Origin of the sequence: Mesorhizobium sp. M0663 (genome assembly GCF_040320585.1) — a bacterium.
In the GTDB taxonomy this organism is placed as follows: domain Bacteria; phylum Pseudomonadota; class Alphaproteobacteria; order Rhizobiales; family Rhizobiaceae; genus Mesorhizobium.
Genome location: NZ_JAMYPX010000018.1, coordinates 49,613 through 75,609 on the forward strand (window position 1 = coordinate 49,613; position 25,997 = coordinate 75,609).

Sequence of the window (25,997 nt, forward strand, 5' to 3'; positions counted from 1 at the left end):
GGGCCGAGGTTCCCAGACCGCGACTTACGGACGGCTTACGGAGTTCCGAGCTGCGCCAGAGCAATTCCAGGAAAAGTGTGGAACGGTTTTCCGTCCGGAATTGCGCAAAAATAAAGAGATAGAGCGGTTCGGCGTTTCCGTGAAACGAACCGGTCTAGAGAAACGGGCGCACGAGCGAACGCAGCAAAGGCGAGGGCTCGTCGTCGCCGGTCGAAGCGAGCGCGCGTTCATAGCGCCGGTAATCCTCGATGGCGCCGGCATGGTCGTTCCTGGAGAGGCTCTCCTGGATGAGCGTGCCATGGAGTTTGGCCGATTCCGGGTAGAAATCGAGCGCACGCCGGCACGCCTGGCGTGCCCGATCCGCGTTGCCTTGGCTCTGCCAGTGTTTGGCGATCCGCACGGCAAGCTCCACAAACCCGTCCCGCACCCGGTCGGCCGCGGCGTTCGACCAGGCAGGCATCGGGCCATTCGAGAAAAGCGGGCCGACAAAGCCTTCCAGCAGCATTTTCTGCTCCTCGATTGCGCTGTCTCTTTGGCCCGACAGGACGCGTTTCAGCCGGTCTTCCCAATCCTGCAGATCGATCCAGACCTTGTCGGCAGCGAGCCGCAAACGGCCTTCTCTCAGCGTCACGAGTTCGCCTTGCCCGAGCAATTTGCGCAGACGATGCAGCGCCTGCTCCAAGGCCGCTTTGGCCTGGTCGCCGTCGAGGTCGGGCCAGAGCCAATCCTGCAGGGTTTCCACCGAACAGACCTGGTCCCTCGACAGGCAGATAATGCGCAATATGTCGAGCGCGCGGGTCGGTTTGGCACCGGGCGCGACCTCGGCGCCATCGATTTCGAGGCGGAAGCCTCCCATCAAGTGGATCCTGAGCGGCCAAGGCCACTGGGCGGGTCGGCCAGCGGGCGGGACCAGATATCGCGCCCGAACGACGCGGCGGCAGAGATCGATGTCGATCTTTCGCTCCAGCGCATCGGCGACCAGATCGGCCAATAGGTCCGGCAGGTTGAGCAGGATTGCGGAGGGGTTGACCTGGCGCAACGCCTCCATGAATTCAGCCAGACGACTGCCATAGGACGCGCCGCCGTTCCACTTCTGCTCCAGGGCCTGAGCGGCCAGAATGTTGAGTTCGACGCGCTGGCGAGGGCCGCCGCTCAGCCTTTCGACGATCTCCTGGAGTAGCGCAATGGCCTCCGCTGGACGCCGATCGGCCAGCAGGACCTGGTATTTGGTGACGTAATGCGGCCAGCGTTCGATCATCGGCTCATTCGCCCGCTCGATCGCATCCATGAAGGCATCGCAGTCGAGATAAGCCTTGACGAAGTCGCCGTTGCGCGTGTGCATCGCCGCGTGGCAGTCGGCGACTACAGCGACCTGGGTTGTGAACCTGCTGTCCGCGATCTCGCCCAGCCGGGAGACGAGCGCATTGAATTCCGAGAACCTGTTGTGAAGCTTCATCAGCAATTGAAGCTGATAGAGGGCGCTGAACTCGACGCCCCGTAAGGCGTGCTGCTCGCCTATCGCCGTTGCGCGTCGCAACGCATCCTCGGCCGAGGCATAGACAAAACCGCGCCGCGAATAGGGGAAGTAACGGCCGCTGGCCGAGCCAAAGGACACCAGCCACATGCCGAGCACCAGTGGCGGGATATCCGGATGTTCGAGATCGGCGGCAACGCTGTCCACGGCATTGGCAAAAATGTCGCGCTGCCCCGACGAGGTCGCGTAGTCGATGAGCGCTTCGCTTGCCAGCAGGCGCAACTCGACCGAATCCTCGATCGGCAGATGTGTCAGGCGCTGCTGGATATCATCCACGAGGCGCTTCGCGTCATGGGCGTCGAATTCGCCAGGTTCGGCGAAATCGACGGCCCGCAGGATGCCGAGCCTGACCATCATGAGTTCCTCCGGATCCAACTCCGGCAATCCCTTGGCAAGAACCTGTGAGGCTCGGCGCGTCCAATCCGCCAGCCCCTCATGCGTACGCCAGCTGGCGGTCTTGACTACGACCGCCCGCGCGACCGTCAGGCATTGGCCGCGCATGTCGGTGTTCTCGAATGCTTGCCATGCCTTGGAGAAGTGCGGTTCGGCCTTCGCATCGTCCGATGCGAAGGCGACGCCCAGCCAATAATGGACCCACCCGTCCATCTGGTCGGGGGGCAGCCTGTTGCACCATTCGACGAAGCTGGCCCTGCGCCCTTGCGAGAGAACGCCGTTAGCGCACTCCAGAATGAGCTGGCGTGCCAGCGGCCAGGCGCCCGCCTGCAACGCCAGCACGATTGCCGCGTCGGTTTTGTCTGCCTCGTGCAGGACCTTTGCTGCCTGCTCGCGCAGCCTGGAACGGTCCGCTTCCGTCACGCGCCGGTCCAGTAGGCCGGCAAGGTATTCGCGCAACAAGTCATGCAGCTGGAAGGCGGCGCCGCCCGGACCGTCGCGCGTGATCAGCAGCTGGCGATGCTGCAGCCGCACCAGCAGGCGAGCAGCCTGCGGCGAGCCCAGGAACGCATCGGCAAGCTCCGTGCTGATCTCCGGCAGAACGTTGAGCCTGATAAGCAGATCCTGGTCCTCCGGCGCGATGTCGCGCAGGAAATAACGTCCGACAATCTCCCGAAGGCCGGCGCCTCCGGCAAGGCCGGTCTGCGAAAGCGGGTAGTACATTCCGGCGTTGGCCAGCAGGAGAAGGCCCACCGCCCAGCCGCGCGCCTCCGAAATGTCGCCGACCTCGGACGGCGATTGCGAGCGGGCGGTGACGAGGTTGCGAGCCTCCGCAGGCGAAAACTCCAGCAGTGTTTGGTTGAGGACCGGCAACTGTCCCGACAGCACGAGGTCGGCGACATCGCCCTCGGGCAGCATCCGCGATGTGCAGATGCAGCGGACGGTGTTGGGGCGTTCGCGCAACAGGATCGCCAGCGTCCGGCGAAAGCCTGGCGCATCGGCACGATGCAGATCGTCGAGGACCAGGATCGTGCCCGGATCAAGCCGCGAGAAATAGGTGCGGAAGAACAGCCGCGCGAAATCGTCGGAATTGTCGGCATATTCCGGACCAAAAACCGGCATGCCGGCATGCCTGCCGTCGAGCGACAGCGTCAGATAGTGGAAAAGGCGCGCAACGTCCTGGTCCTCAGTGTCGACCCGATACCAGTTGTACGCCGATTCGCCTTGCTTCAGGCCGCCTTGTTCCAGCCCGCCGTGTTCCAGAAAGTCGATCACCTCGGTGGTCTTGCCGTATCCACCAGGCGCAGCCAGCCAGCATGCACCGCTGTCGAGGGCCTGCGAAAGCAGCGCCACTACGCGCGGACGGCTGACAATTCCCACTGGCCGGGGTGCCGAGAGCTTTGCTATCTCGCGCGGCGCGTCCCGGAAGGATTTATCCATTGTGAGGACTCTCGCAGCGCAGTCGCCTCGCGAAAACAGGTAATCGGTTCGCCCGCAACAACAAATCGCCGGCCGGCGTTGTGCTCGCCTGACGTGCCGTGCTCGCCGGCAAGGTCGCGGTTATCCCTTGTGCGACATGATATGCGAAACCCCGACACTCACGTCGGCGGTGTGTCTTGCCATCACTGCGTTCATTCGCATTGCAATCGTCGCATAGCCGTTTCGTTCGTGGTCGGTAACTTCCGAGGGCTTGAAGAGCCAAGGAAGGGGTGCAACCTGCGCGTCCGCGAAATTGGCCGGCAGGTTCGATGGCAAGGCCTTTTTCCCTAAAGGCAGCTCTAGCCCAAGGTCGCTAAATTCCTCCTCGAGACTGGCGTGCAGATGAGAAAGGACCACATAGATCGCCAGCTTTGATCTAGTCCTTTCTGTGTTGTTTTGATTGTACTCTTGAAGAACCTCATCGAACGATGGCGATACGTCGCTTTCCGCAGCGGTAGCTCGTGTTGCAACAGCACCGGCCAGGGCAGTCGCTGCCATTCCTGTAAGACCTACAAAATCACGCCTTGTCGCGCTGGTCATGGTGAATTCCCCTCGGTTTTGAAGACGGACCAAGTCTGGCAAGGACGAGGCGCAGTGGCAATAGGCCGCATACGCTACTGGTGTAGAGGGTCTTTACGTCGCCGATGTGAACCACCCGGCGATGACAGTGCCAAGCCGGCAGAGGCTCGCGATGCATTCGGTTGCTTCAGCTGAGGATAGCCATGGACTCCAAGCGGGTCTTCGGCATGCAACCAGGCAAGGGATTCTAAAAATCCGCTGGTGGAGCTGAGGAGGATCGAACTCCTGACCTCGTCATTGCGAACGACGCGCTCTCCCAGCTGAGCTACAGCCCCGTCCAGCGGATGGGGCTTTTATCGGCCGCTGCGGTTTCCTGTCAAGGCGGTGCGTGTCGTCGAAATGCCGCTCGGCCGTTTGTCTGGCTTCGCCATGCGGCGGAAGGCGGCTCTTGCCGCTTTCACCTACAGTGGCTACATGTCGGGCGTTCGCAAGGAGCAACCGATGATCGCAGTCTTTTATACGCTGCATGCCGCGATTAATATCTATTGGTACATTGTGATTGGTGCGGCTATCTTCTCGTGGCTTTACGCCTTCAACGTCGTCAACTCGCGCAACCAGCTTGTCGACTCTATCGGCAACATGCTTTATCGGCTGACCGAGCCGGCATTGCGGCCGATCCGCCGCGTCCTCCCGGACCTTGGCGGGATCGATATCTCGCCGATCATCCTGTTGCTTGCGCTGACATTTATCAGCGTGTTCCTAGACACGACCGTTCAGCCGATGTTCGGTATCGGATCGATGTGAGTCACGGGACGAACCGTTTCTTTCGACTTCGCGCCGACGGCATCGACCTGTTCGTCCGGCTGACGCCGAAAGCGGCGATGGACAGGCTGGAGGGCATCGAAACATCGGTGGATGGGCGAAGCTATCTAAAAGCCCGCGTCCGCGCCGTGCCGGAAAACGGAGCCGCCAATCGAGCGCTGGAAAGGCTGGTAGCTAAGGCGCTTGGCGTGCCGGCATCGGGCGTCTCGATCGCCGCCGGCGGCACAGCTCGGCTGAAGACGCTGCGCGTGCTTGGCGATCCCGCGGCGCTGGCGAAACGCATCGATACGCTGGGTACGCCTGCGCCATGATCTCGGCTCGCTCACTTACCCCGCAAAAAAAGGCCGGGCTGCAAAGCCCGGCCAGATGTGAAGGTCGAAAACCTTCAGAGGGGAACGCGCCGGATGAATGGGAGGAAACATCCGACGCGGATTGCATATGGGTTGGCGTCGATGACGTTTCAATGAGCCCGGGGGAACCACCTTCGCGATCAGGCTTTTAAACATTTCGACTATCTGATCAGCAGCTCGACGAGGTCGATCCGTCCTATCGCGACTGATGCGGCAGGACACCAACCGCAACCCGACCGGAAAGCTCAATATGACCGCCACTCGAGTCCTATTCTTCGATGTTCTGGGAACCGTCGTTGACTGGCGCAGCGGTATCACAAGGGAGGCCGGCGCCTTCCTCGCGCGAGTTGGTGCAGAGCAGGTCGATCCCGGTGAATTCGCCGACGCATGGGCGTCGCGCTATGACGCCTCGACCGAGGCGGTGCGGACGGGGCACCGGCCTTTCGTTTCACTTGACGTGATCAACAGGGAGAATCTGGACGCCACCCTCGTCCAGTTCGGGCTGGCCCCATCCGAGCTGCCGACCACCGAACTTGAGGAACTCAACCTCGCCTGGCACCGGCTGGAGCCGTGGCCCGATTCGCTGAAAGGCCTTGCGAGGCTAAAGGAACGCTTCATCATCGTGCCTTTGTCAGGGGCCAATACCCGGCTGTTGCTGGATATGGCCAAGCGCGCCGGCCTGCCTTGGGACACCGTCCTTGGCTCGGATGTGTTCGGCACCTACAAGCCTGCGCCGCAGGCTTATCTCCGCGCAGTGGAGATCCTGGAGGTGCGACCTGCGGAGGCCGTGTTAGTCGCCGCGCATAATGACGACCTGGCTGCGGCACGAAAATGCGGTATCGGAACCGCCTTTGTTGCTCGGCCAAAAGAGCATGGCCCGGCGCAGACGACCGATCTCTCGCCTCTTGAGAGCTGGGACTTTGTGGCCGACGACCTTGTCCATCTCGCCCAAGTTCTCCCGTAGGGCGAGGGCAAAAAACCTAAGCGATGTCGTCGCGGATGCAGGCCTTCAGATGGCCCTCGGCTGTCGCCCTCAGCGGCGGTACAGCCCCGGCGCAAGCTTCCAGCGCGAACGGGCAACGGGTTCGGAAAACGCAGCCCGACGGCGGGTTTGCCGGGCTTGGAATATCGCCCTTGAGCACCTGCCGGCCTTGCCTGGCCAGCGGATCGAGCGACGGAATGGCTGACAGCAGCGCGCGCGTGTAGGGATGCTGCGGCCGGGCATAAAGCTCGGCCGCCGGCGCAACCTCCATGATGCGCCCTAGATAGAGCACGATGACCGTGTCGCAGATGTACTCGACGACAGCCAGATCGTGCGAAATGAACAGCATGGTCAGCCCGAGCCGGAGCTGCAGGTCGCGCAACAGATTGATGATTTGCGCCTGGATCGAGACGTCGAGTGCCGAGACCGGCTCGTCGGCAACGATGAATTCCGGCTCGAGCGTCAGCGCCCGGGCGATGCCGATGCGCTGGCGCTGGCCGCCCGAAAATTCATGGGCGTAGCGGTCATAGGCGTCGACCGGCAACTCGACCGCGGCAAGTGCCGTCTCGGCCTTCGCCCGCCGCTCGGACTTCTTGCCGATGCCTTGAATGTTCAGGCCTTCGGTGAGGATCTGCCCTATCGTCATGCGCGGCGACAGGCTGGCGAAGGGATCCTGGAAAATATACTGCATCTTGCGGCGCTGGCGGCGCAACTGGGCGGCACCCAGCCTGGTGATGTCGGTGCCGTCATAGTTGATTTGGCCGGATGTCGGCTCGATCAGACGCAGCACCGAGCGGCCGATCGTCGTCTTGCCGGACCCGGATTCGCCGACCAGCCGACCACCTGGCCACGCCTGACATCGAAGGAAATATCCTCTAACGCCCTTACGACGGGTCCGCGCGAGAACGCTGTCGGCGCAAAATGCTTGGTCAGGTTTTTGACCGAAAGGAAAGGGGCGTCGGCCATCAGAGCTCCTCCCAGCGCAGGCAGCGGCTTTGCTGGGTCGGCGTCGCCCCAAACAATGGCGGGACCGCGGCGCGGCAGGCAGCGATAGCCATCGGGCAACGCGGCGCGAAGGAACAGCCCTTGGGCAGCAAGGCGAGCGACGGAACATTTCCGGCAATGGTCGGCAGCGGCGTTCCCGCCGCCTTCAGCGCCGTGGCCTGGCCGAGCCGCGGCACCGAGCGCATCAACCCTGCCGTATAGGGATGACGCGGACGGGCGAACACTTCGCTCACCGGACCTGTTTCGACGATACGCCCGGCATACATCACCGCCACCCGGTCGGCGATTTCGGCGACGACGCCGAGATTGTGGGTGACGAACAGGATGCCCATGCCGCGCTGCACCTGCAGTTCGGCCAAAAGATCGAGAATCTGGGCCTGTATGGTGACGTCCAGCGCGGTCGTCGGCTCGTCGGCGATCAGCAAGCCCGGATCGCAGGACAGGGCCATGGCGATGGTAGCGCGCTGGCGCATCCCGCCCGAAAGTTCGTGCGGATATTGCCGCGCCCGCCGCTTCGGATCGGGAATGCCGACCTGTTCCAGCAGCCGCACCGCGTCTGCTTCTGCCTCGCGGTGCGATTTGCCGAGATGGATGCGGATCGGTTCGGCGATCTGCTCGCCGATCGTGTAGACCGGGTTGAGGCTGGTCATCGGCTCCTGGAACACCATGCCGATCTCATTGCCGCGTATCTTGCGCAGCGACTCGGCATCGAGGCTGGTCAGCTCGGTGACCGTGCCGTTCTTGCGCCGCAGCGCGATCGACCCCTCGGCGATATGTCCGACCCTCTTTGGCAACAGGCCGATGATCGACAGGCTGGTGACGGATTTGCCGGACCCGGATTCGCCGACGAGCGCCACCGTCTCGCCGGAGCCGATCGTCAGGTCGACGTCCCTTACCGCCGCGATGTCGCGCCCCGCAATGCGGAACACCGAGCGGAGGCCGGAAATCGAGAGGATCGGCGCGGCACTCAGCGGAGCAGCCCCACATCGCGAAGGATCATGTCGATCTTTGCGGTTTCCTCGTCGTTCAGGCTGCGCTGCGGCCGCGCCATGGTGTTCGAGGCGATGATGCCGAGGCTCTTCATCGCCGCCTTGAAGGCGCCGACGCCGGCCGAGCCGGCGCTGGTCCTGCCGAGCGAGATCCAGACGATCTCGAACAGTTTCAACAACCGCTCCTGCTCCAGGCGGGCTTCGGCATGCTGGCCCGCCTGCGTCAGCTTCCACAGCCTGACATAACCATGCGGGTCGACATTGGCGAGCCCCGGCACGACGCCATGCGCACCCATCGCCAGCACGCTATCGACCAGTATCTCGGAGCCGGTCATGCCGAAGAAGCCGGGGTCGTCGGCCATGTCCTTGAGCACGTAACGCAGATTGCCGTCATCGCCGCTGGAATCCTTGATGCCCGCGATGGCGCCTTCCCTGGCGAGGCCGACCGTGGTCTTGCGCTCCAGCTTGACGTGGACGCAGACCGGGATGTCGTAGGCGATGACCGGAATGTCGATCGCATCCTTGATATAGCGGAAGTGGTCGCCGATCTCCGGCTGGCTGGTGCGGGTATAAAACGGCGCGGTGACGACGATGGCGTCGGCGCCGGCCGATCTGGCGATCCGGGCGTGGTTGATGACGCGGTCGGTCGTCGGGTCGATGACCCCGGCGAAGATCGGAACCCGGCCGTTATTGACCTTGACCGCGTGCTCGAGGACGGCCCTGCGGCCCGCCTCGTCGTGGAAGACCACCTCGCTGGTCGAGCCGAGCACGAACAGCCCGTGAACGCCGCCGTCGAGCAGGTTCTCGATGGTGCGGGTGAACGACGGAAAGTCGATGCTGAAATCGGCATTGAGCGGGGTGACGACAGGTGGCACGACGCCGGTAAACAGGGGCATTTTGATGAACCTTTGAGGTCAGTTGAGATCGGAGCGGGGGTCGAATGCGTCGCGCAAGCCGTCGCCGATGAAGTTGATGGCGAGCACGGTGAGCACCAGTGCGGCGCCCGGGAACATCCATTGCCAGGGGTAATTTTCAAGCACGACGGTGGAGCGGGCGAGATTGAGCATGTTGCCCCAGCTGGCTTCGGGCGGTGCGATGCCGAGGCCGAGGAAGGACAGGCCGGCCTCGAGCAGGATGGCGTTGGCGATCTGCAAGGTGGCGTAGACGACCAGGATATCGATGCAATTGGGCAGGCCGTGCCGGAACAAGAGATGCGGCAGCCCTGCCCCCATGCCGCGGGCGGCAACGACGAAATCGCGCTCGCGCAGTTCGAGCAGCCGGGCGCGCACCATGCGCGACAGCACCGGCCAGGAGAGCAGCGAGATCACCAGTATGGTCGGCGCGATGCCGGTGCCGGCGATCGAAGCCAGCACCAGCAGGAAGATCACCGGCGGCAGCGTCATCGCCAGATCGACCAGGCGCATCACCGTGCCGTCGACGAGGCGCCCGCCAAAGCTGGCGACGGCGCCGACCAGGAAGCCGATGACGGTGGAGATGGCGACCGAGCTGACGGCAACCAGCAATGAGATCCGCCCGCCTTGCAGCAACCGGGCCATGACGTCGCGCCCGACGCCGTCGCTGCCCAGCCAATGAATGGCCGACGGCGCCTTGTTCATTGCTCGGAGGTCGATGGTGTTAGGACCGAACGGCCACCACAAAGGATACGTCGAAACCGCCAGCAGGATCGGGATGACGATCAAAAGCCCGGCACGCGCCGCGCGGTTTTCAAAAAAGCGGTCGAGCGCGCGGCGAAGCGGGCCTTTGGTTTGCGGCACGGCTGTCGGGTCAACTGTAGGATCTGGCGCCGTGATTGCCATCATGCCACCTGAATGCGCGGGTCGACGACGGCATAGACGACGTCGGTCAAGAGGTTGACCAGGATGACGCAAACGCCGATCACCAGGGTAGCGCCCATGATCACCGGGTAATCGCGGGTGCCGACGGCGTTGACCAGAAGCAGTCCCATGCCCGGCCAGTTGAACACGCTTTCCAGGAAGATGGCGCCGCCGATGGCGATGCCGACAGTCGAGCCGATCAAGGTAATGACCGGCAAGAGCGCATTGCGGGTCGCGTGCTTGATGATAACCCAGAACTCGCGCACGCCCTTGGCACGCGCCGTCCGCACGTAATCCTGGTTGAGCACTTCCAGCAGCGAGGCGCGCATGTAACGCATGATCAGCGCGGCATGGCCGACGGACAGCAGGCAGGCGGGCAGGACGAGGTGCGCAAGCACATCCGTCGCCGAGAACGGCGCACCCGCGGTCTGCATGCCGCCGGACGGCGCCCAGCGCAGCAGCACCGAGAAGAAATAGAGACCGAGCAGCGCTGTCAGAAAAGCCGGGCTGGAGATACCGATAAACGACAGCACCGACAGCGCGATGTCGGATGGTTCGTTACGGCGCACCGCGCTGAAAATGCCGGCGGAAATGCCGAGCACGATGGCGATCGCCAGGCCCGTACCCATCAGCAGCGCCGTCGGGCCGATGCGTTCCATGACCAGTGGCAGCACGGCAACGCCGCTGCGCTGGATCGAATAGCCGAAGTCACCGCTCAGCGCCGCGCGCAGCCAGGCGAGATATTGCACGGGAAGCGGCCGATCGAGCCCGAGCCGTTCGCGCAGGCCCTCGAGGTCGGAAGCCGACATGGGGACCGATGGGTTGATATAGGCGTCGATCGGATCGCCCGGCGCCAGCCGCAACAGGATGAAGATGAGGACGCTGAGCGCGACCAGCATCAGCAATCCTGTGGCGCTGCGGCGGGCGATGAAGCTCAACATGGGCTTTCCGTGGCGGTGGCAGGCGGCGCCAAAGTGGTCCCGCCTGCTCGCTTGGTTGCGGGTTTCTTACTGGATGTCCCAGCGCTCGGGGTGAGCTGCGTAGGGGCCGCCGCCCGGCGCCGGCGTCCAGACGAAGTCATGCAGCTTGTTGGAGGCTACGCCATAGCGGTTGGCCACCCACAACGTCGCCCAGGGTAGCTCCTTGTTCATCACCTTGCAGACCCCCTGCCAGGATTGATCGAGCTTGGCCGGATCGGTTTGGCCTAGCGCGGCGTCCAATGCGGTGCTCAGATCGTCGAACTCGATGCGCATGGTGTTGAAGCCTGCCGGCGGGATCTGCGACTTGTTGAGGCCGGGATTGAGGCCGGCCGGGTTGGGGCCGTTCTGCAGGCCGGCATAGACCATCGGAAAGGCGTTCCAGTCCGGCGTGCCTTGCTTGTAGACGATGCCGTTGTAGGTCGGCGTATCGACGACCCGCGGCACCACATTGATGCCGACCTCGGCCAGCATCGACTGGACAGCGGCCATCACATTGGCCGCTTGCGGCGAGCCGTAATAGGTCAGCAAGGTGATCGGCTTGTCGCCGTTGATCTTGTCCCAGCCGGCCTCGCTCAGCAGCGCCTTGGCCTTTGCCGGATCGTAGGCATAGGGTTCGAGGCCTGCGGGAACGAGATGCGGCGCGACATAGCCGCAATTGGCTGGCTCGGCGGCACCGCCGTAGAGGCTGTCGATGATGGCGTTGCGATCGATCGCGTACATGATCGCCTGGCGGACACGGATATCCCTAAACAGGTCGACCTTCTGGTTCAGGCCGATATAGTTGACCACGTACGAGGCACCTTCGATCACCTTGAAATTGCTGTCGCTCTTGAACGATGCCGCATCGTCGGGCTCGACATAGGTGAACTGGATTTCGCCGGCACGGAGTGCGGCAACGGCCGCCGCCGGCGACTCGAAATAGCGGTTGATGAGCACGTCTACCTTCGGCTTGCCGCCGCGATAATCGTCATCGGCTGCCAGTTCGACATATTGGTCGGTCACGTAGCGCTTGAACTTGAACGGGCCGGTGCCGACCGGTGTGGTCGACCACCAGGTGCTTGTCGCCAGCGATTCCGGCGGCAGAGCGGCCAGGGCATGCTCCGGCAGGATCATCAGCTGCGAGAGGATGGATAGAAACGAGCCGTTCGGTTTCGATAGCTTCACCACTGCGGTGTGGTCATCCGGGGCATCGACCGAGGCGATGTTGGCGAGGCGGGCGGCAAACAGGCTGCCGGAGGCCTTGTTCTTGGCAAGCTCGAGGGTGAACTTGACGTCCTTCGAGGTGAACGGTTTGCCGTCATGCCAGGTCTCGTTGACCAGGTTGAACGTATAGCTCAGCTGGTCGTCGCTGATCTTGTAGTCCTTGGCGAGGTCGCCTTCGATATCGGCCAGCCCGGCATTGTAGATGACCAGCGGTTCAAAATAGGTGCTGATCCAGGTGTAGCCGCCGGTCGCCACCAGCGGGTTGAAGTTCTTGGGAAAACCGCCGGGACCGACGTCGAAGCCGCCCGCAATGGTCTTGGCGCTTTGTGCCTGGACACTGGTCAATGGGGCAATGCTGGCGAGCAGCAGCCCGGCGACTGAGAATGCGATGGTCCTGATACGCATGGTTTCCTCCCTTGGCATAGTCAGGTTGTTCTTCAGCTTGTTCGGTTTTTTGCGATAACCTGCTGGATCCCCCGGTAATGGTCGTCGAGCCGCCGACGCGCCTGGTCGACGTCCTTGGCGGCGACAGCCTCGACGATCTCGTGATGGTCGCGCCATGTCGCCAGCGGCGTCGGATTATCGAGATTGGTGAAATTCGAGGCCTTGTTGAACGCCGTCCAGAAGATGTCGATCAGCGCGCTCAGCATGTGATTGTTCTGGCAGCGGAACAGCAGCTGATGGAATTGCTGGTCCTCTTCGGCGAAGCTCTCATGGCGCTCGGCACGTTGCCGCATGCGCTCGGTCAACTGGCGCAGCGCCTCGATGTCCTCGGCACTGATCATCTCGATCGTCTTGGCGATGAGGCCGGTTTCCAGCACGCGACGGATTTCGCGCAGCTCTTCGACATCGCGCAGCGAATCCTGCAAACCGTAGGCCAGGTTATCCAGCAGCGGCTTGAACGAGAATTCCTTGACGAACACGCCGATGCCGCGTCGCGTCTCCAGGATGCCGATCGATTCCAGCGCCTTGATGGCTTCCCGCACGGAGTTGCGGCCGACGCCGAGCCGCTGCGCCAGGAACGTCTCCGGCGGCAGGGGATCGCCTGCCTTGAGCTGGTTGCTTTCGATATAGGCCCTGAGGCTTTCCTGCACGGTGACGTGAAGCAGCGGCGGTCTGCTCAACGGTTCGATCGACTTCAGTTCCGCCATCCCACTGCCTTCATCATCCGCTGAAGCTTGCCCGCCGCTTGTCGTATAGCCACTTGTAGGATATCCTGCAAGCCCATAACAAACCTGCTGCCTCCGAATGAAGATTACCCTCGCCGGCTCGAGCCACTGGCACGCCGAAATACACCTCGACGCCGCACGCTTTTACGGCACGGAGATCACCGGTATCTGGGACGAGGATCCTGGCCAAGCGCAAGCGTTCGCCGCGCATCACGACCTGCCGTTTATCGAAGATTTCAAGGAGATACTCTCCAGCCCGCCGGATGTGATCCTGTTGATGGGGCACCCTTCGATGGTGCCGGCGCGGGCACGTGCGATCATCGCGGCAAGGATACCGCTGATCCTGGAGAAGCCGGCGGCCAGCCATACGAGGGAACTGATGGCGCTGCGCGACCTTGCCAGGCAGCACCAGGCTTTTGTCGCTGTTCCCCTGCCCAACCGTTTCGGGCCGGCCGTTGCCGGCCTTGAACGGCTGCGCCGGCAAGGTCGCGCCGGCCCCGTGGCGCATTGCCAGTTCCGGCTGGTCAACGGCCCGCCGCAACGCTACATCGCCGACGGTGTCGCCTGGGTGCTCGACCCGGCGGTTGGTGGCGGGGGTGCGTTGAGGAATCTCGGCATACACGGCGTCGACGCGGCACTCAGCCTCGCAACCGGCAAGCTCGGCCTGAAAAGCGTTTCGATCGCGAACCGCATCCATCCCGGCCCGGTCGAGGATCACGCACTTCTGGTGCTGGAAGACGAAGCCGGCGCGCTGTTCATCGTCGAGGCCGGTTACACCTTTGCTTCGATGCGCCCCGGCGGTGACTTCGAGTGGCGCATCGTCAGTGCCAATGCCACCCTCATCGATCATGGCGACCATGTTATCTGCGCAACGCTCGACGACGCGGCAATCGTCGACTTGCCGGTCGAACTGCCGGCAACGCGCTATCGTCTGTTCATGCGCGATACGCTTGACCGGCTGGCCAGAAAGGCGCCTCCGCCGGTGTCCATCGAAGATTATGTTGCGGCGATGTCGCTGATCGACGCCGCTTATCAAAAGGCAGGACCATGATTGGAATAGGAATTATCGGCGCCGGCGATTTCGGCGCAGCCCATGCGCGGGCAATCCGCGAGGTTGGAAATATTCGCCTCGTCGCCGCCTCTCGAGGAAATGCCGACGCACTGCAGCAATTCACCGCTGAACATGGCGGCCGCGGCTACGCGGACTGGCGAAGGCTGCTGGACGACAAGGAGGTCGATGCGGTCCTCATTGCCAGCCCGCACCATCTCCATGCCGAAATGGCCATCGGCGCGGCAAAGGCCGGCAAGCATATCCTGCTCGAAAAACCGATGGCGCCGACGGTGGCTGCCTGCGATGCGATCAACGCCGCCGTGGCCAAGGGTGGCATCAAGCTGATGGTCGCCCACCTCATGCATTTCGCCCTGCCCTGCATGGCGGCCAGGCAAATTCTGGAGGAAGGCGAGCTCGGCCGGCCGCTCGCCGGATCGAGCTGGATCATCAAGCTGTGGATGGAGCACAATCGCCGCGACTGGCATCTGCGCAAGGCGACCGGCGGCGGCATGCTGTTGACGGCCGGCATCCACGCGGTCGATCGCCTGGTCTGGCTGATGGATGACGATGTCGTGTCGGTGAGCGGCATGCTCGGCGCCAAGTTCCATGACCAGGAAGCAGACGACAGCGCTCTGCTCGGATTGCGCTTCGCCGGCGGCGGCATCGGCCAGGTGCAGAGCGTCGGCTATCGCACCGGCGCCACCACCTATGCCATGGATCTGGTCTGCGAGCGGGGAACGCTGCGCATCGACATGGACCGCGGCACCATGCTTGGCCGCGAGACGGTCTGGACCGAGCTGCCCGGTTCCTTTGAGCCGAACTGGATGCATAACGCGCTGGTGCGCGAATGGAACGCAATGCGCGATGCCATTGCCGATGACACGCCTGTGCCGGTCGACGGCATCTATGCGCGCAAGATCATCGCTATTATCGAGGCTGCCTTCGCGTCGAACGAAACCCGCCGCGAACACGAGATCGCCGGTGGACGCTGACCTCGACGACCATCTGGCCCGCTTGCCCGCACACGCACCGCGCGGCATCCGGGGCGCGGTGATGCTGGCCATCGACGATCGCGGAGCGATCGACTGGCAGGCGACGGAAGAGACGATCGCCCGACTCTGCGCCTCAGGCGTCGACGGCGTCTATTCCAATGGCACGGCCTGCGAATTCCATTGCCAGACCGAGCCCGAATTCGACCGGCTTTGTGAGTTGGTCGCAACCATAGCCGGCCGCGCGCGCCTTCCTTTCCAGATCGGCATCAGCCAGTCCAATCCGCGCGTTGCGCTGGAGCGACTGACGCGGGTCGCCGGACTTCGCCCGGCGGCGGTGCAGTTCACGCTGCCCGACTGGTGGCCGCCCAGCGACGACGAGGTCATGCGCTTTGCCGGCGGCCTGTGCGACGCCGCGCCTGAAACGCCGCTGGTGCTCTACAATCCGCCGCACGCCAAGCGCCACCTGACGCTCGACGGCATCGCCAGTCTGCGTGCGGCCGTGCCATCGCTGGTCGGCGCCAAGCTGCCGGGCGGCGACGCCGGCTGGTATGCCGACATGCGCCGCAAACTGGACGGATTTTCCGTCTTCGTCCCCGGCCACACGCTGGCAGCAGGCTATGCTGGAGGGGCCCATGGCAGCTATTCCAACGTTGCCTGCCTCAACCCGAAGGGCGCGATGATGTGGTGGCAGATAATCCGCACCGACATGGCCGCCGCTGCCGAGGTCGAGGCCCGCACAAAGGCCTTCCTCGCCGCACATGTCCTACCGTTTCGCACCCGTTACAATGTCGGTGATGCAGCACTCGATAAGGCGATGGCGGCGGCCGGCGGCTGGGCGCCGCTCGGCCCACGACTGCTCTGGCCCTACAGCTCCGTTCCCGATCAGGAAATACCGACGCTGGCCAGGGCGGCTCACGCGGCTTTCCCGGAATGGTGGTAGACCTGTCACCAAGGCGCGGGACGACGGAGGCTCTTCAGCAGCCGGCGCGTGCTCCCTGTGTCGCGCGTGACGCAAACGCCCCCGGCTGAGGGACATCGGCCTCGCGCCGTGCCAGCGAATTGCGCAGCAGTGCGATCGCCTCGCGGCTGGCGGTCGCAATCTCGCGTGGCCTGTCGATGCCGACGATCATGAACTCCTTGATCCCCAAAGCGGCGTAGGAAAGCAGCGAAAGCGCGACCTGCGCCGGCGGCCCGGCAAGTTCGAGCGCCTTCTGGCAGGAAGCGGCCGGTTTGTCTTCCGAACGGATTCGGACGGGAAGCGCGAAACGCAGCTTGCCGGCCCGGCCGTGTTCGGCAGCAGCGCCGCGTACGCGCTCCATTGACTGGCGGATTTCTGCAAGTGAGCCAGGCGCCAGCTCGAACACGTCCGCATGCCTGCCCGCGACCCTGAGCGCAGTGCCCGACTGCCCGCCCATGCGGATGGTCACATCGGCACCATGCGGCCCCTTGCGCGGCACATAGCCGCCTTTGATGCTGTAAAAGGTGCCTTCATGGTCGAACGGCCTGTCGTTCGACCACAACCGCTTCAGCAGCACCAGATATTCGTCGATGCGTTGCCAGACCACCGTATGGCCGGCCGGACGTGCCTCGGCATCGTCGTCGCTCAGCGGCTCGCTGAGCATCCTGAGCGACAGCCGGCCACCGCTTCTCGCGTCGAGGGCAGCGAGCTGCCGCGCCGCCACGGTTGGTTCGATCACGCCTGCCCAATGCGTGAGCACGACCTCCAGGGACGAGGTCCGGTCCAGCGTCTGGGCGGCAAGGTCCATATTGGTCAGCAGCCCGGCCTGGTCGTCGATGACGATCTTCCGGAATCCGGCATCCTCGATCAGTGACAGCTTCGTCGCGGTCTCGACAAAGTCGTAGAAAAAGCTGGCGTTGGTGGCGTGGATCTTACCGGGAACATGCGTGAACTCGATTGGCATTGCCATCTCCTCCATCACGTTGGAATCAGGGCGCGCAAAAGCGCACCGACATTCGGTTCATCAACTCCGGAATTTCTGCAAACGGCAGGCCGCTATCCCGAGGAAGCCTCGATGATCAGAGCCTTGACAATCAGGGGATCAGCCCCAGTACCACTGCCCCGGTGAATACAAACGCAAGGGCAAAGACGAGATAGGCGAAAGCGCCGGCATAGGCCGGCCGCCACACCTGGTCGGAACCCAGCCTTTGGCCTTTGCGGGCAGTCTGAGCGTTCTGGCTATAGGACATATCGACCTCCGTCTCGGCGCTTAATCTATAAAATCAGTAGACTTTGTCGAGTGCTATTTTCGCGCGATCCTTAGAACAATTTTCTCCAAATGATAGACACATTAGTGCTTTTACTGCTTAGCGCTGCCTTTCGAGGCATGCCAGGGTGACGGCAGGAAACGTCAGGTCCATGTGTCTGTGGCTCCTTGGCCATCCAATGGATGAGGGATAGCATCGCTTCAGCCGCGACGTCACGGCAAGGCAGCAGGGAGCAAACCATGGGCACAAGACTGGCCGGCAAGGTCGCCATCATTTCGGGCGGCGCGACGGGAATGGGCGGTGCGGCCTCGGAGCTTTTCGCGGCCGAGGGCGCCAAGGTGGCGATCGTCGACCGCAACGGCGAAGCGGCGGCGGCCACCGCAGCGGCGATCAGGCAACGCGGCCATGTCGCCGAGCACTGGGTCGCCGACGTATCGGATGAGGCGCAGGTCGAAGCGGCGGTGAAGGGCGCGACGGAAAAATTCGGCCCGGTCACGGTTCTGTTCAACCACGCCGGCACCCTCGTCATCAAACCCTTCCTGGAGACCACGCTGCAGGAATGGGACTGGCTGCATGCCGTCAATGTGCGTTCGATGTTCCTGATGACGCGTGCCGTGCTGCCCGGCATGATCGCCGCCGGCGGCGGTTCCATCGTCTGCACCTCGTCGATCTCGGCGGTGGCGGCGACGCCGATGGAGGTGCTTTACGACACCACCAAGGGCGCCTGCCATATGTTCGCGCGTGCCATCGCCGTCGAGTTCCGCGACCGCAACATCCGCTGCAATGCGGTCTGTCCAGGCTTCATCAGGACACCGCATGGCCTGCGCGAGGTCGCCGATCTCGACAAACTCGGCGTCGATGTCTCCGACGCGGCAATGGCGGCGCAACAAGGGCGGATCGGCGAGCCGGAAGAGGTCGCGAAGGCAGCCCTGTTCCTGGCCAGCGACGAGGCCAGCTTCGTCAACGGCGCCCATCTGTTCGTCGATAACGGCTTCACCGCGATGTGAAAGGCGAAGCGCCGCTACCGCTCTTCGCGCCGGAACGGCTTGAGCAGCGCCGACGGGGCCACCGCATTGCGCGACATCACCGCCATAGCGACGATGGTGAAGATGAACGGCAGCATCAGGAAGGCCTCGTAGGGGATATGGCCAAGCCCGCTCGCCTGCATGCGCAACTGCAGGGCATCGACGAAGGCAAACAGCAGTGCCGCGCCTGCCGATCGCCACGGATCCCAGCGGCCGAAAACGACGAGCGCGATTGCCACCCAGCCACGCCCCGAAACCACGCCGAAGGTGAAGGCGTTGAATTGCGCCATCGACAGGAAGGCACCGGCCAACCCCATCAAGGCACCGCCGAGGATCACCGCCTGGAAGCGTGTTGCAATGACGCTGACGCCGGCAGAATCGGCGGCACGCGGGTTTTCGCCGACCATGCGCACCGACAGGCCCCAAGGCGTGCGGTAGAGCACGAAGGCGGCCAGCGGTATGGCCAGCATCGCCATGTAGACCAGCGAGAACTGGTTGAACACCGCCGGCCCAAGCACCGGAATGCCGGACAGGATCGGGATCGGCAGCGTCTCGAATCCCTTGATGTTCGGCGGTACCGATTGCTGGCCGAAGATCAGCCGGTAGAGGAAATAGGCAAGGCCGGAGCTAAACAGCGTCACGCCGATGCCGCAGACATGCTGGCTGAGGCCGAGCGCTACAGTGAACAGCGCGTGCACGGCGCCCATCAGCGCCCCGGTCAGCACCGCCGCTAGCACGCCAAGCCAGAGGCTGCCGCTGAGGCTCGCCGCGGTGAAGCCGGTCATCGCCGACAAAAGCATGATGCCTTCGATGCCGAGATTGAGCACCCCGGCGCGCTCGGAGAACATCTCGCCCAGCGTCGCGAAGGCTAGCGGCGTGGCGATGCGGATGATCGCGGCAAGGAAGCCGACCTGGAAGATCTGTTCCAGCACCACGCTCATTTGGCTATTCCCACGCGACGGATGCGATAGGCGGTGAACAGCAGCGCCACCAGCATGGCGAGCAGCGCAGTTCCCTGGATGACATCGCTGAGGAAGGCCGGAACGCCGGTCGCCCGCGACATCGCCTCGGCGCCGGTCATGACGGCGGCAAGGAAGATCGCCGCCGGCACCACGCCGAGCGGATTGAGCCTCGCCAGCATGGCGACGACGATGCCGGAATAGCCATAGCCCGGCGAGATGTCGCTCATCACCTGGAAATGCACGCCGCCGACCTCGCCGACGCCCGCAAGGCCGGCCAATGCGCCAGACAGCAGCGCCGTCGAAATCAGCACCCGCTCGACATTGATGCCGCCATAGCGCGCCGCCTCGGGGTTTTCGCCGGTGACCCTGATGCGGAAGCCGAGCGTGGTGCGCGCGACCACGAACCAGATGACCGGTGCGGCGACCAGCGCCGCGACGACCCCGAGATGCAGCCGCGTGCCTTCGAGCAGCACTGGAAAATTGGCCGTATCCTCGATCGGCGGCGAGATCGGGTAGCCGCTGAAACTGTCCTTCCATGGCCCTTCGATCAGCGCCATCAGTGCGTAGAAAATGACCGAGTTGAGCAGCAGCGAGCTGACCACGTCATCGACCCTGAATTTTACCCGCAGCGTGGCGGGGATCAGGGCGACGGCCGCGCCGGCGGCGGCACCCGCCAGCGCCATCAGCAGCATGGCGAGCGGCCCCGGCATCTGGATTGCACCGACGGCACAGCTCGCCACCGCACCAGCCAGCAATTGCCCTTCGGCGCCGATATTCCAGAATTTGGCGCGGAAGGCGACTGCCACGGCAAGTCCCGTGAAGATCATCGGGGTGGCACGCACCAGCGTTTCGGTGACGGCGTAGCTGTCGCCCAGCGACGCCGAAAACATAACGCCATAAGCCTCGACGACGCCGGCGCCAGCCAGTGCAATGAGGCCGCTGCACAGGATCAGCGTCGCGCCGATGGCGAGCAGCGGCAGCGCCAGATTGAACCAGGCGGGCGTTGAGGTGCGGGCCTCGAGACGGAACATCAGGCATGGCCCTCCGCTCCGGTCATCATCAACCCGAGTCTGGCGATGCTGGCGTCGGCGCTGTTCAGCGTGCCGACGATGCGGCCCTCATACATCACCGCGATACGATCCGAGAGCATCAGCAACTCTTCCAGATCCTCGCCGATGACGACGATGCCGCAGCCCTTGGCGCGCATGTCGAGGAATTTTTCGTGGATGAAACGCGCGGCGCCGATGTCGAGGCCGCGAGTCGGCTGCGAAACGATCAGCACCTTCGGATCGAAGGCGAGTTCGCGCGCCAAAAGCGCCTTTTGCAGATTGCCGCCGGAAAGCGCCCCGGCGCGCGTCATCGGCCCGGGGCAACGTATATCGTAGGCTTTGATCTGTGCCTCGGCGAAGGCGCGGATCGCATCCGGCTTGAGCAGGCCGTTGCGGCTGAACGCCGCCGTGCCGATGCGCGGCAGCACCATCGAATCGGCGAGCGGCAGATTGGTGACCAGCCCTGTCGTCATACGGTCTTCCGGGATGCGGCCGAGGCCGAGCGCCTGCACTGTGCTCGGCGAGAACCGCGAAACCGTTTTGCCGGCTATGGTCATCTTCCCGGCATCGGGCGCACGCACGCCGGAGATGACCTCGGCAAGCGCGCGCTGGCCATTGCCGGAGACGCCGGCGATGCCAAGGATCTCGCCGCCACGAACCGACAGCGAAACATCGCGCAGCGCCATGCCGGAATGATGAGATGTCGAGATACCGTCGAGGGTCAGCACGGCCGCACCGGGCATCGACGGTCCTCTGGCCGGAGGCACGATCTCGTGGCCGCACATCAGCCGCGCCATCTCCGAGGACGTGGTGCTGGCCGGCGCATCGACGCGGCCGGCAACGCGCCCATGCCGGAGCACGACGCAGCGATGCGTCAGCGCTCGCACCTCGTTGAGCTTATGCGAGATGAAGATGATGCCGAGCCCTTGTGCCGCCATCGAGCGCAGCGCCGAAAACAGCCCGTCGACCTCGGTTGGTGCCAACACCGCCGTCGGCTCGTCGAGGATCAGCAGCCTTGCGCCGCGAAACAGCGCCTTGACGATTTCGAGCCGCTGTTGCTCGCCGACCGACAGCGCCGAGACGGGGAGGTCCGGGTCGAGCGTCAGCCCGTGCTGGCGGCCGATCTCGGCGAGCCGCGCCAGCCCGCCGGCGCGGTCGATCCGGCCCGATCTGCCGGGAATGCCGGGAATGCCGATCAAGAGGTTCTCCAGCACCGAAAGCCGCGGTGCGAGATGAAAATGCTGGTGCACCATGCCGATGCCGGCGGCCAGCGCATCGGCCGAACTGTTGATCGCTACCGACCGGCCCTGCACCAGGATCTCGCCGGCATCGGGCGCATAGGCGCCGAACAGCACGTTCATCAGCGTCGTCTTGCCGGCACCGTTTTCGCCGAGCAGCCCGAGGATTTCACCCGGCGCGACGCTGAGATCGACGGCTTCGTTCGCCTTGACGGCGCCAAAGCTCTTGGAGATGCCGCGCATTTCGATGAGAGGGGCAGGCGTTGACAAGGGTGCTCCCGATCGGAATTGGCTTTACGATTCAGCTTTGATCGACGGGAATGCGCTGCACCCCCCTCTGGCCTGCCGGCCATCTCCCCCTCAAGGGGGGAGATCGGATGTCACTTCGGCTTTCGCAAATCGTCAGCGCTGAAGAGGAGGGCGCTGTCGGCGAAGCTGCTAATCTCCCCCCTTGAGGGGGAGATGGCCGGCAGGCCAGAGGGGGGTGCGACAAGCACCAACCCCAAAAGACAGAGCCCTAATCCGAGACCGGCGTATTCTCATCGACGTCGACGCGGAAATTGCCGTCGAGGATCTCTGCCTTCTTCTTCTCGACCAGTTCCTTGACCTCGGCCGGCAGCGTCTTGTCGAACTTGTGGTAGGGCGCGAGGTAGGAGCCGCCCTTGGCCATGCGCGAGAAATCGCCGTAATCCTGCGCGGTGAAGACGCCGGCCTTGACCAGCTTGATCGCCTGCTCGACGGTCGGATACATGTCCCAGACCGGCCCGGTGATCACGGTGTCGGGGCCGAGGCTCGACTGGTCCGACATGTTGGAGATGGCGAGGATCTTCTTCTCCGCCGCCGCTTCGATGACGCCGAAGCGCTCGGCATAGATGACGTCGACGCCGGCATCGATCTGGGCGACGGCCGCTTCCTTTGCTTTTGGCGGATCGAAGAACGAGCCGATGAAGGCGACCTTCTTCTTGATGTCGGGATTGACCTCCCTGGCGCCGGCAAAGAAAGCGTTGACCAGCCGGTTCACTTCCGGAATGCCCATCGCCGCGACGGCGCCGACCGTGCCTGACTTCGACATCTTTCCGGCGATCATGCCGGACAGATAGGCCGGCTCGTGAATCCAGTTGTCGAAGACGCCGAAATTCGGCTCGGCCGGCCCGGCGCCGGAGCCGAACAGGAAGGCGGTCTTCGGGAACTGCTTGGCGGTCCTGCGCGATTCGCGCTCGGCGGCGAAGGCATCGCCCAGCACCAGCTCATAGCCGCCCTGCGCATATTCGCGCATGACGCGGCTGAAATCGGCCGTCTGCACCTTCTCCGACCATTTGTATTCGATGCCGAGTTCCTTCTCGGCCTTCTGCAGGGCAACGTGGATCTGGTTGTCCCACGGCTCCTCGATCGGCGTGGCGAAGATCGCCGCCACTTTCAGCTTCTTGGTCTTGGCAAAGGCGCTGCCCGGCAGCATCGCCGCCGCCAGGCCGAGCGCGCCCAACTCCAGCACGTTGCGGCGCGAAAGCCCTTCGCGTTTCGATTGGATTCTGCTCTTTTTGTTGTCCATTGCATGCCCCTCTGTTCGACAGCCATGTCGAGCCGGCTGTTCGGAAAATATAAAGACAGGGAACTATGGAACGACGCCGGACCTTTGTCCACATGGTCAAATTTCGGGTAATGTCTCAGTTTGAAATTTGACGCGATTGAACGTGCCGCAATAGCCGAAGGACGTAAGGCTCTATTTCAAGCCTTCGCGCGGTTGAAAGAATGCTTTCCCACGTTTTTTGCGGTTCATGGCCATTTGCGATCAAGCTCGGCGCGTTGTGAAAGGCGTCCGCGAGCATCCGTGCCTTTTCCGGTTTGTCAGTCCCTCGAATTTCGACGAGAACATAATGCAGAATTATGAGGATTGTATCGTTGGTAATGGGTTGAGGATCGCTCAATTCAAACAGCTTTCTTGCAAGGGCCACACTTTCCCGGCCTAGGCGCAACGGTGTCCATCATTTCGCAAGGATCGCCCATTGACCAGAGCGTCTTTCGCATATCGGGCAAACGAGATAGGCGGCGCCAGGGCTCTGCCCCAGGGCGGCCAAAAGATCAAACGCGTTCGAGCGCCACGGCGATGCCCTGGCCGACACCGATGCACATGGTGGCGAGCGCGTATCTGGCGCCGCGTTCACGCAGCTCCAGCGCCGCCGTGCCTGATATGCGCGCACCCGACATGCCGAGCGGATGGCCGAGCGCGATGGCACCGCCATTCGGGTTGACGTGCTCCGCATCCTCGGCAATGCCGAGCTGGCGCAGCACGGCGATGCCTTGCGAGGCGAAGGCCTCGTTGAGCTCGACGACGTCGAACTGTTGCGGCTCCAGGCCGAGCCGGGCACACAGCTTCTGCGTGGCCGGCACCGGACCGATGCCCATGATGCGCGGAGCGACGCCGGCGGTGGCACCGCCCAGAATACGGGCGATCGGCGTCAACCCATATCTTTTCGCGGCTGCTTCCGAGGCGACGATCAGCGCCGCGGCGCCGTCATTGACGCCCGAAGCATTGCCGGCCGTAACCGTGCCGCCTTGCCGGAACGGCGTCGGCAACTTGGCCAACGCTTCGATCGACGTGCCCCCGCGGGGATGCTCATCTCTGTCGACAACGACCGGATCGCCCTTGCGCTGCGCGATCGTCACCGGCGTGATTTCCTTTGCCAGCCGGCCGCTGGCTTGTGCGGCTACAGCCTTGTCCTGGCTGCGCACGGCAAATGCGTCCTGGTCGGCGCGGGAGACAGCGAACTCTTCCGCCACGTTCTCGCCGGTCTCCGGCATCGAATCGACGCCGTATTGCTTCTTCATCAGCGGATTGATGAAGCGCCAGCCGATCGTGGTGTCGTAAATCTCGGCATTGCGCGAAAAGGCGGTCTCTGCCTTCGGCAGCACGAACGGAGCGCGGCTCATCGATTCGACGCCGCCTGATATCATCAGCTCCGCCTCGCCGGCCTTGATGGCGCGGGCAGCAATCATCACCGCATCCATGCCCGAACCGCAGAGACGGTTGACGGTCGAGCCCGAAACCTCCTTCGGCAGGCCGGCCAGCAGCAGCGCCATGCGCGCCACATTGCGGTTGTCCTCGCCGGCCTGGTTGGCGCAGCCATAGACGATGTCGTCGATGGCAGCCCAATCAATGCCTGGATTGCGCTCGATCAGCGCCCTCAGAGGTATCGCGCCGAGATCGTCGGTACGGACCGCCGACAACGAACCGCCGAAGCGTCCGATCGGCGTGCGGATGTAGTCGCAGATATAGGCCTCGGCCATTATGCAGCCTTCCCGTTTGCGCTGATGATTTCTGCTCCCGACCCAGCCATGTTGGCCGCATTCTCCTTGAGACGAAAGCACATCTCGCCGCCGGCCGTTAGTCCAAAGAGAATTTCAGCTGCCGCCCGCCGGGAGCGGCGGATCAGCCGATGCTTTCTCCACCGTCGATCACCAGCGCCTGACCGGTCATGAAGGACGAGCGGTCGGAGACGAGGAACAGGATCGCTTCGGCGATTTCCTCCGCGCTGGCCCAGCGCTGCATGGGAATCTTGGTGCGGACATAGTTCTCGATCGCCGCCCGCCCGCCCATCTGCGCGATGAACGGCTCGTTGAAGGGCGTATCGACCCAGCCGGGGCACAGCGCGTTGATGCGGACATTGTGTTTGGCATAGTCGAGCGACATCTGCCGGGTCATCGCCACCACTGCATGTTTTGACGTTGCGTAGGCGATCATTTCGCGGTCGTAGAACACACCCGAATTCGAGGCGGTATTCAGGATCACCCCGCCGCCTTGCGCGATCATCGACGGCATGACCAGCCTGGCCGCGAGGAACTGCGCCCGCACATTGATCCGCCAGGAGGCATCCATGCCGTCGGCGCCGACTTCGGTCAGCGTGCCGCCGACCTGGATCCCGGCATGATTGTGCAGGATGTCGATCCGCCGATGCCGGCCCAGCGTTCCCGCAATGAGCTGCTCGACCGCCGCATCCTCGCCGACGTCGGTGGCGACGGCCTCGGCCCGACCGCCGGCCGCACGAATGTCGGAAGCGGTTGCTTCCCCCGCCGCCTGGTCCCTGTCGGCGATCACCACGAGCGCGCCTTCCCTGGCCATCATCATGGCGCCGGCACGCCCGATCCCCGACCCGGCACCCGTCACCACGGCGATGCGATCTCTCAGAATCATGTTTT

At 63.6% G+C, this 25,997-nt stretch carries 23 protein-coding genes, 1 tRNA gene and 1 pseudogene; 7 read left to right on the plus strand and 18 right to left on the minus strand.

All coding sequences use genetic code 11. The features are described from left to right. Nucleotides 1-154 precede the first annotated feature (154 nt). The 3 genes from NKI54_RS25045 to NKI54_RS25055 form a co-directional block, all read right to left on the minus strand. Nucleotides 155-3,367 (minus strand): AfsR/SARP family transcriptional regulator, encoded by a 3,213-nt coding sequence (locus tag NKI54_RS25045; RefSeq protein WP_352692612.1) that lies wholly within the window; start codon nt 3,365-3,367, stop codon nt 155-157. 120 nt (nt 3,368-3,487) lie between these two features. Next, nucleotides 3,488-3,946: a hypothetical protein gene (locus NKI54_RS25050; RefSeq protein WP_352636932.1), complete on the minus strand. Its 459-nt coding sequence runs from the start codon at nt 3,944-3,946 to the stop codon at nt 3,488-3,490. 238 nt (nt 3,947-4,184) lie between these two features. Beyond that, nucleotides 4,185-4,260, minus strand: a tRNA-Ala gene (locus NKI54_RS25055). 166 nt (nt 4,261-4,426) lie between these two features. Between NKI54_RS25055 and NKI54_RS25060 the strand changes: the two genes are divergently transcribed. From NKI54_RS25060 to NKI54_RS25070, 3 genes are all read left to right on the plus strand, one after another. After that, complete coding sequence (locus tag NKI54_RS25060) at nt 4,427-4,729, plus strand: YggT family protein (RefSeq protein ID WP_292657287.1); 303 nt, start codon at nt 4,427-4,429, stop codon at nt 4,727-4,729. Then, nucleotides 4,726-5,058, plus strand: a complete 333-nt coding sequence (locus tag NKI54_RS25065; protein WP_352636933.1) for a DUF167 family protein — start codon at nt 4,726-4,728, stop codon at nt 5,056-5,058. Before NKI54_RS25060 ends, NKI54_RS25065 begins: the two co-directional genes overlap by 4 nt. A 247-nt stretch (nt 5,059-5,305) precedes the next feature. Continuing rightward, nucleotides 5,306-6,061 (plus strand): haloacid dehalogenase type II, encoded by a 756-nt coding sequence (locus tag NKI54_RS25070; protein ID WP_352636934.1) that lies wholly within the window; start codon nt 5,306-5,308, stop codon nt 6,059-6,061. A gap of 16 nt (nt 6,062-6,077) precedes the next feature. Here the strand turns inward: NKI54_RS25070 and NKI54_RS25075 are convergent. The 7 genes and pseudogenes from NKI54_RS25075 to NKI54_RS25105 form a co-directional block, all read right to left on the minus strand. Then, nucleotides 6,078-7,045, minus strand: a pseudogene (locus tag NKI54_RS25075) (ABC transporter ATP-binding protein). Further along, the gene (locus NKI54_RS25080; RefSeq protein WP_352636963.1) at nt 7,045-8,055 is read right to left on the minus strand and encodes an ABC transporter ATP-binding protein; all 1,011 of its coding nucleotides are present in this window, start codon (nt 8,053-8,055) and stop codon (nt 7,045-7,047) included. The pseudogene NKI54_RS25075 and the gene NKI54_RS25080 overlap by 1 nt, the downstream one beginning before the upstream one ends. Continuing rightward, a complete protein-coding gene (locus NKI54_RS25085) occupies nt 8,052-8,969 on the minus strand; it encodes a dihydrodipicolinate synthase family protein (RefSeq protein WP_352451273.1) in 918 nt (305 codons plus the stop codon). The genes NKI54_RS25080 and NKI54_RS25085 overlap by 4 nt, the downstream gene beginning before the upstream one ends. 18 nt (nt 8,970-8,987) lie before the next feature. Then, nucleotides 8,988-9,893: an ABC transporter permease gene (locus NKI54_RS25090; RefSeq protein ID WP_023678168.1), complete on the minus strand. Its 906-nt coding sequence runs from the start codon at nt 9,891-9,893 to the stop codon at nt 8,988-8,990. Beyond that, a complete protein-coding gene (locus NKI54_RS25095; protein WP_023678169.1) occupies nt 9,890-10,849 on the minus strand; it encodes an ABC transporter permease in 960 nt (319 codons plus the stop codon). Before NKI54_RS25095 ends, NKI54_RS25090 begins: the two co-directional genes overlap by 4 nt. 66 nt (nt 10,850-10,915) lie before the next feature. Then, the gene (locus NKI54_RS25100; protein WP_352569474.1) at nt 10,916-12,496 is read right to left on the minus strand and encodes an ABC transporter substrate-binding protein; all 1,581 of its coding nucleotides are present in this window, start codon (nt 12,494-12,496) and stop codon (nt 10,916-10,918) included. Nucleotides 12,497-12,528: 32 nt separating this feature from the next. Beyond that, nucleotides 12,529-13,242 (minus strand): FadR/GntR family transcriptional regulator, encoded by a 714-nt coding sequence (locus tag NKI54_RS25105; RefSeq protein ID WP_031212077.1) that lies wholly within the window; start codon nt 13,240-13,242, stop codon nt 12,529-12,531. 97 nt (nt 13,243-13,339) lie between these two features. Here NKI54_RS25105 and NKI54_RS25110 point away from each other — a divergent pair, with 97 nt between their 5' ends. From NKI54_RS25110 to NKI54_RS25120, 3 genes are read left to right on the plus strand one after another with little or no spacing between them, the layout of a single operon-like run. After that, a complete protein-coding gene (locus tag NKI54_RS25110) occupies nt 13,340-14,311 on the plus strand; it encodes a Gfo/Idh/MocA family protein (RefSeq protein ID WP_031212079.1) in 972 nt (323 codons plus the stop codon). After that, nucleotides 14,308-15,303 carry a Gfo/Idh/MocA family protein gene (locus NKI54_RS25115; RefSeq protein ID WP_023678173.1) on the plus strand — a complete coding sequence of 332 codons (996 nt, stop codon included), beginning with the start codon at nt 14,308-14,310 and terminating at the stop codon, nt 15,301-15,303. Before NKI54_RS25110 ends, NKI54_RS25115 begins: the two co-directional genes overlap by 4 nt. Beyond that, nucleotides 15,293-16,243 carry a dihydrodipicolinate synthase family protein gene (locus tag NKI54_RS25120; protein WP_352692613.1) on the plus strand — a complete coding sequence of 317 codons (951 nt, stop codon included), beginning with the start codon at nt 15,293-15,295 and terminating at the stop codon, nt 16,241-16,243. The genes NKI54_RS25115 and NKI54_RS25120 overlap by 11 nt, the downstream gene beginning before the upstream one ends. A gap of 34 nt (nt 16,244-16,277) precedes the next feature. Here NKI54_RS25120 and NKI54_RS25125 read toward each other — a convergent pair whose 3' ends face one another. Both NKI54_RS25125 and NKI54_RS25130 read right to left on the minus strand, forming a co-directional pair. Beyond that, on the minus strand, nt 16,278-17,225 hold the full coding sequence (locus NKI54_RS25125) for an LLM class flavin-dependent oxidoreductase (RefSeq protein WP_352574551.1): 948 nt from the start codon (nt 17,223-17,225) through the stop codon (nt 16,278-16,280). 130 nt (nt 17,226-17,355) lie between these two features. Beyond that, entirely contained in the window at nt 17,356-17,511 is a 156-nt protein-coding gene (locus tag NKI54_RS25130; RefSeq protein WP_023678176.1) for a hypothetical protein, read from the minus strand. 257 nt (nt 17,512-17,768) lie between these two features. On the opposite strand from NKI54_RS25130, the gene NKI54_RS25135 reads away from it, so the two are divergent. Further along, nucleotides 17,769-18,536 (plus strand): SDR family NAD(P)-dependent oxidoreductase, encoded by a 768-nt coding sequence (locus NKI54_RS25135; RefSeq protein ID WP_352470743.1) that lies wholly within the window; start codon nt 17,769-17,771, stop codon nt 18,534-18,536. A 14-nt stretch (nt 18,537-18,550) separates the two neighbouring features. On the opposite strand, the gene NKI54_RS25140 is transcribed toward NKI54_RS25135, so the two are convergent. The 6 genes from NKI54_RS25140 to NKI54_RS25165 all read right to left on the minus strand — a co-directional run bounded on the left by NKI54_RS25140 (nt 18,551) and on the right by NKI54_RS25165 (nt 25,992). Beyond that, nucleotides 18,551-19,495 carry an ABC transporter permease gene (locus NKI54_RS25140; RefSeq protein WP_352574549.1) on the minus strand — a complete coding sequence of 315 codons (945 nt, stop codon included), beginning with the start codon at nt 19,493-19,495 and terminating at the stop codon, nt 18,551-18,553. Beyond that, nucleotides 19,492-20,547 carry an ABC transporter permease gene (locus NKI54_RS25145; protein ID WP_352636941.1) on the minus strand — a complete coding sequence of 352 codons (1,056 nt, stop codon included), beginning with the start codon at nt 20,545-20,547 and terminating at the stop codon, nt 19,492-19,494. Before NKI54_RS25145 ends, NKI54_RS25140 begins: the two co-directional genes overlap by 4 nt. Continuing rightward, nucleotides 20,547-22,046 (minus strand): ABC transporter ATP-binding protein, encoded by a 1,500-nt coding sequence (locus NKI54_RS25150; RefSeq protein WP_502898247.1) that lies wholly within the window; start codon nt 22,044-22,046, stop codon nt 20,547-20,549. The genes NKI54_RS25145 and NKI54_RS25150 overlap by 1 nt, the downstream gene beginning before the upstream one ends. 274 nt (nt 22,047-22,320) lie before the next feature. Continuing rightward, complete coding sequence (locus NKI54_RS25155; protein WP_023678180.1) at nt 22,321-23,352, minus strand: BMP family protein; 1,032 nt, start codon at nt 23,350-23,352, stop codon at nt 22,321-22,323. A gap of 530 nt (nt 23,353-23,882) precedes the next feature. Continuing rightward, nucleotides 23,883-25,088: a 3-oxoadipyl-CoA thiolase gene (gene pcaF / locus NKI54_RS25160; protein WP_023678182.1), complete on the minus strand. Its 1,206-nt coding sequence runs from the start codon at nt 25,086-25,088 to the stop codon at nt 23,883-23,885. 142 nt (nt 25,089-25,230) lie between these two features. Continuing rightward, nucleotides 25,231-25,992: an SDR family NAD(P)-dependent oxidoreductase gene (locus NKI54_RS25165; protein ID WP_023678183.1), complete on the minus strand. Its 762-nt coding sequence runs from the start codon at nt 25,990-25,992 to the stop codon at nt 25,231-25,233. Between the last annotated feature and the right edge of the window lie 5 nt (nt 25,993-25,997).

Coding starts and splice junctions, on each gene's coding strand:
- NKI54_RS25115 (WP_023678173.1), top strand. CDS start 14,308: ATGATTGGAATAGGAATTATCGGCGCCGGCGATTTCGGCGCAGCCCAT.
- NKI54_RS25165 (WP_023678183.1), bottom strand. CDS start 25,992: ATGATTCTGAGAGATCGCATCGCCGTGGTGACGGGTGCCGGGTCGGGG.
- NKI54_RS25045 (WP_352692612.1), bottom strand. CDS start 3,367: ATGGATAAATCCTTCCGGGACGCGCCGCGCGAGATAGCAAAGCTCTCG.
- NKI54_RS25110 (WP_031212079.1), top strand. CDS start 13,340: ATGAAGATTACCCTCGCCGGCTCGAGCCACTGGCACGCCGAAATACAC.
- NKI54_RS25060 (WP_292657287.1), top strand. CDS start 4,427: ATGATCGCAGTCTTTTATACGCTGCATGCCGCGATTAATATCTATTGG.
- NKI54_RS25100 (WP_352569474.1), bottom strand. CDS start 12,496: ATGCGTATCAGGACCATCGCATTCTCAGTCGCCGGGCTGCTGCTCGCC.
- NKI54_RS25125 (WP_352574551.1), bottom strand. CDS start 17,225: ATGCCAATCGAGTTCACGCATGTTCCCGGTAAGATCCACGCCACCAAC.
- NKI54_RS25095 (WP_023678169.1), bottom strand. CDS start 10,849: ATGTTGAGCTTCATCGCCCGCCGCAGCGCCACAGGATTGCTGATGCTG.
- NKI54_RS25130 (WP_023678176.1), bottom strand. CDS start 17,511: ATGTCCTATAGCCAGAACGCTCAGACTGCCCGCAAAGGCCAAAGGCTG.
- NKI54_RS25145 (WP_352636941.1), bottom strand. CDS start 20,547: ATGTTCCGTCTCGAGGCCCGCACCTCAACGCCCGCCTGGTTCAATCTG.
- NKI54_RS25090 (WP_023678168.1), bottom strand. CDS start 9,893: ATGATGGCAATCACGGCGCCAGATCCTACAGTTGACCCGACAGCCGTG.
- NKI54_RS25070 (WP_352636934.1), top strand. CDS start 5,306: ATGCGGCAGGACACCAACCGCAACCCGACCGGAAAGCTCAATATGACC.
- NKI54_RS25150 (WP_502898247.1), bottom strand. CDS start 22,046: ATGCGCGGCATCTCCAAGAGCTTTGGCGCCGTCAAGGCGAACGAAGCC.
- NKI54_RS25085 (WP_352451273.1), bottom strand. CDS start 8,969: ATGCCCCTGTTTACCGGCGTCGTGCCACCTGTCGTCACCCCGCTCAAT.
- NKI54_RS25135 (WP_352470743.1), top strand. CDS start 17,769: ATGGGCACAAGACTGGCCGGCAAGGTCGCCATCATTTCGGGCGGCGCG.
- pcaF (WP_023678182.1), bottom strand. CDS start 25,088: ATGGCCGAGGCCTATATCTGCGACTACATCCGCACGCCGATCGGACGC.
- NKI54_RS25105 (WP_031212077.1), bottom strand. CDS start 13,242: ATGGCGGAACTGAAGTCGATCGAACCGTTGAGCAGACCGCCGCTGCTT.
- NKI54_RS25140 (WP_352574549.1), bottom strand. CDS start 19,495: ATGAGCGTGGTGCTGGAACAGATCTTCCAGGTCGGCTTCCTTGCCGCG.
- NKI54_RS25155 (WP_023678180.1), bottom strand. CDS start 23,352: ATGGACAACAAAAAGAGCAGAATCCAATCGAAACGCGAAGGGCTTTCG.
- NKI54_RS25050 (WP_352636932.1), bottom strand. CDS start 3,946: ATGACCAGCGCGACAAGGCGTGATTTTGTAGGTCTTACAGGAATGGCA.